Origin of the sequence: Microvirga sp. Mcv34, assembly GCF_024519725.1 — a bacterium.
Lineage (GTDB): Bacteria > Pseudomonadota > Alphaproteobacteria > Rhizobiales > Beijerinckiaceae > Microvirga.
This window is the reverse complement of the sequence record NZ_JALJRK010000179.1, coordinates 1-4,066: the sequence shown is the minus strand read 5'-3', so window position 1 is coordinate 4,066 and position 4,066 is coordinate 1. Positions and strand designations below refer to the sequence as shown.

Annotated in this window: 3 protein-coding genes and 1 pseudogene; all 4 read left to right on the top strand. The window is 61.5% G+C overall.

Annotated elements, in window-relative coordinates; genetic code table 11:
• Positions 1 to 540 (top strand): annotated as a pseudogene (locus OC446_RS30935) (hypothetical protein); the annotation flags it as partial.
• Between the two features lie 461 nt (positions 541 to 1,001).
• Positions 1,002 to 1,373 carry a 30S ribosomal protein S12 gene (gene rpsL / locus OC446_RS29670; protein ID WP_009764294.1) on the top strand — a complete coding sequence of 124 codons (372 nt, stop codon included), beginning with the start codon at positions 1,002 to 1,004 and terminating at the stop codon, positions 1,371 to 1,373.
• 27 nt (positions 1,374 to 1,400) lie between these two features.
• Positions 1,401 to 1,871: a 30S ribosomal protein S7 gene (gene rpsG, locus OC446_RS29665; RefSeq protein WP_009764295.1), complete on the top strand. Its 471-nt coding sequence runs from the start codon at positions 1,401 to 1,403 to the stop codon at positions 1,869 to 1,871.
• Positions 1,872 to 1,890: 19 nt separating this feature from the next.
• Positions 1,891 to 3,966 carry an elongation factor G gene (fusA, locus tag OC446_RS29660; protein WP_262032486.1) on the top strand — a complete coding sequence of 692 codons (2,076 nt, stop codon included), beginning with the start codon at positions 1,891 to 1,893 and terminating at the stop codon, positions 3,964 to 3,966.
• The last annotated feature ends 100 nt before the right edge of the window (positions 3,967 to 4,066 follow it).

Below are 4,066 nucleotides of genomic sequence, written 5' to 3'. Positions count from 1 at the left end.
GATACGCTGTCGGGCGGCTCCGGCAACGACCGCCTGTTCGGCGGGGGCGGCAACGACATTCTGTCGGGCGATGCGGGCGATGACATCCTCTCCGGCGGGGCCGGCAAGGATACACTCACCGGCGGCAAGTCGACACCGGCGGACCCGAGCAGGGATGCCTTCCTGTTCGACTTTAAGGTCACGAAGCGGGACTATAAGCAGCACATCGACAAGATAAGCGACTTCCAGGCCAAGTACGACGCGTTCTATTTCGACGATACGGCCTTCAGCAACTCAACAATCGCCAAGTACCTGAAGGGCAAAAGCGCCTCGCTCGACAAGCCGGTGACAATTAAGAGCGGGTGGTTCGCCCTTGGAGCGGCCAAGCAGGCAGACGACTTCTTCATCGCCAAGAAGGTCAACGCCAAGACTTACAAGCTCTACTTCGACGCCGACGGTTCCGGCACGAAGCAGAAAGCCCTGGAGATCGCAACCGTGACTTACGACCCCAACAAGAAGACCGGCGGTGAGATCACCTATAAGGATTTCTTCATCGTTTAACCCGACACTGTGATATACATCCTACCAAGCGCCCCTATGGGCTAGGGTCATACTCCTAGCCGATGACCTTCCGGCAGGTGACCAGGCTCGGGCCAGGGTCGTCGGAGCGCTTAAGCTCCGGCGCGTCCAACGAATAAGAGTTGACTTTCCCCGACTCGGGCGCTACAGAAACCGGACTTTCCGGCTGGCCGTAGGTTTTCGCCAGTCGAAGCGCCTAGCTTCGACCGATGCCACCTAAACGCTGCCGAACTCAACCTTGACTGACACTTGTCAGATTTAGGGCACGACCGCGGTGCAAGATATCGTGGTCCTCTGCAATCGTACCGCGCCAGGGGCTTACCCAAGTCAATGGCGTGGCTTCGTTTTGTGTACCCGAAAAGGTCCGCACGGCGAAGTGCAGCGTCAACCGTTGAAGACACTTGAAGGCCACCGGGTCGGTGGCTGGTGAAAGAGGGCACAGGATGCCAACGATCTCTCAGCTGATCCGCAAGCCGCGGACGGCGCAAAAGAGCCGGAACAAGGTTCCCGCGCTTGAGGCCTGCCCGCAGAAGCGTGGCGTGTGCACGCGCGTTTATACGACCACCCCGAAGAAGCCGAACTCGGCTCTCCGTAAGGTCGCCAAGGTTCGTCTGACGAACGGGTTTGAAGTCATCGGGTACATCCCGGGCGAGGGTCACAACCTTCAGGAGCACTCCGTGGTCATGATCCGCGGCGGTCGCGTGAAGGACCTTCCGGGTGTCCGTTATCACATCCTCCGCGGTGTCCTCGACACCCAGGGCGTGAAGAATCGTAAGCAGCGTCGTTCGAAGTACGGCGCGAAGCGGCCGAAGTAAGCCGTCAACTGTCATTGAGGTCAGTTCATGTCCCGCCGCCACAGCGCCGAAAAGCGTGAGATCATCCCGGATCCGAAGTTCGGGGATATCGTCGTCACCAAGTTCATGAATTCCATCATGTACGACGGCAAGAAGTCCGCTGCCGAGAGCATCGTCTACGGTGCCTTCGACAGCATCGAGAGCCGCGCCAAGGCGAACCCTCTCGAGGTGTTCAAACAGGCCCTCGACAACGTCGCTCCGGCGATCGAGGTCCGCTCCCGCCGCGTCGGCGGTGCGACCTACCAGGTCCCGGTCGAGGTTCGTACCGAGCGCCGTCAGGCTCTGGCGATCCGCTGGATCATCCAGGCTGCCCGTGGCCGCAACGACAAGACCATGGTCGAGCGCCTCTCCGCCGAGCTGCTCGATGCCTCCAACAACCGCGGCAACGCCGTGAAGAAGCGCGAAGACACCCATCGTATGGCGGAAGCCAACCGTGCGTTCTCGCACTACCGCTGGTAACGGCCTGAGGAGCTGAGCGATGCCCCGCACGCACGCGATTGAGGACTACCGTAATTTCGGCATCATGGCCCACATCGATGCCGGCAAGACCACGACGACCGAGCGCATCCTGTACTACACCGGTAAGTCCCACAAGATCGGTGAAGTGCACGAGGGTGCCGCCACCATGGACTGGATGGAGCAGGAGCAGGAGCGTGGCATCACGATCACGTCCGCTGCCACCACCTGCTTCTGGAATGGCAAGCGTCTGAACATCATCGACACTCCCGGCCACGTCGACTTCACCATCGAAGTCGAGCGTTCGCTGCGCGTGCTCGACGGCGCCGTCTGCGTTCTCGACGGTAACCAGGGTGTCGAGCCCCAGACTGAAACCGTCTGGCGCCAGGCCGACAAGTATGACGTTCCCCGCGTCGTGTTCGTCAACAAGATGGACAAGACCGGCGCGAACTTCTTCAATTGCGTCGACGACATCGTGAAGCGCGTCGCCGGCAAGCCCGTCTGCCTCCAGATTCCGATCGGTGCGGAAAGCGATTTCCGCGGCATGGTCGACCTGATCAAGATGAAGGCCCTGGTCTGGTCCGGCGAGTCGCTCGGCGCCAGCTTCGACGAGGTCGAGATTCCGGATGACCTGAAGGATCAGGCCGCCGAGTATCGCGCCAAGCTCGTCGAGGCTGCCGTCGAGATGGACGACGATGCGCTCGCCGCTTACCTGGACGGCCAGGAGCCGGACGAGGCGACCCTGCGTCGCCTGGTTCGCACCGCCGTGCAGCGCCGCGCCTTCCACCCGGTGCTCTGCGGCTCCGCGTTCAAGAACAAGGGCGTTCAGCCCCTGCTCGACGCGGTCGTGGACTTCCTGCCGTCCCCGGCAGACCGCGAGGCAATCCAGGGCATCGACTTCAAGACCGAAGAGCCGACGACTCGCAGGCCGACCGACGAGGAAGGCTTCTCCATGCTCGCCTTCAAGATCATGGACGATCCCTTCGTGGGCACGATCACCTTCTGCCGCGTGTACTCGGGCAAGGTGAACGCCGGCGACACGCTGCTCAACTCGTCTCGCGACAAGAAAGAGCGCGTTGGCCGCATGCTGCTCATGCATGCGAACAACCGTGAGGACATCAAGGAAGCCTATGCCGGCGACATCGTCGCTCTGGCCGGCCTCAAGGAAGTCCGCACTGGCGACACGCTCTGCGACCCCAGCAAGGCCGTGATCCTCGAGCGCATGGAGTTCCCTGAGCCCGTGATCGAGATCGCGATCGAGCCGAAGTCGAAGGCCGACCAGGAGAAGCTGGGCCTGGCCCTCTCGAAGCTGGCCGCCGAGGACCCGTCCTTCCGCGTTTCGACCGACCAGGAGTCCGGCCAGACGATCCTGAAGGGCATGGGCGAGCTTCACCTCGACATCAAGGTCGACATTCTCCGTCGTACCTACAAGGTCGATGCGAATATCGGCGCTCCGCAGGTCGCCTATCGTGAGACGATCACGAAGAAGGCCGAGGTGGACTACACCCACAAGAAGCAGACCGGCGGTACGGGTCAGTTCGCTCGCGTCAAGATCGTCGTTCAGCCGAACGACCAGGGTGCAGGTTTCGCGTTCGAGTCGAAGATCGTCGGTGGTGCGGTTCCGAAGGAATACATCCCCGGCGTCGAAAAGGGCCTTCAGTCGGTCGTGGGTGCAGGCGTCGTCGCCGGCTTCCCGGTGGTCGACCTCAAGGTCGAGCTCGTCGACGGTGCCTTCCACGAAGTCGACTCGTCGGCTCTCGCCTTCGAAATCGCATCTCGCGCTGCTCTCCGTGAGGCCCTTCAGAAGGGCGGATCGGTTCTGCTCGAGCCGGTGATGAAGGTGGAAGTCACGACCCCTGAGGACTACACGGGTTCGGTCATCGGCGACCTGAACTCCCGTCGTGGCCAGATCCAGGGTCAGGACATGCGCGGCAATGCCGTGGTCATCAACGCGATGGTCCCGCTCGCCAACATGTTCGGCTACGTCAACACCCTGCGCGGCATGAGCCAGGGACGTGCGAGCTACACCATGCAGTTCGACCACTACGAGCAGGTGCCGTCGAACGTGGCTGCCGAGGTTCAGGCGAAATACGCCTGAACCCACTAAGCGACTATTTGAAAGATCAAAGGAACGGGTGCCACGATGGCGAAGGAAAAGTTTGAGCGGAATAAGCCGCACTGCAACATTGGGACGATTG

Excerpts from the sequence above, each read along its gene's own strand:
- rpsL (WP_009764294.1), top strand. The coding sequence starts at position 1,002 with ATGCCAACGATCTCTCAGCTGATCCGCAAGCCGCGGACGGCGCAAAAG.
- rpsG (WP_009764295.1), top strand. The coding sequence starts at position 1,401 with ATGTCCCGCCGCCACAGCGCCGAAAAGCGTGAGATCATCCCGGATCCG.
- fusA (WP_262032486.1), top strand. The coding sequence starts at position 1,891 with ATGCCCCGCACGCACGCGATTGAGGACTACCGTAATTTCGGCATCATG.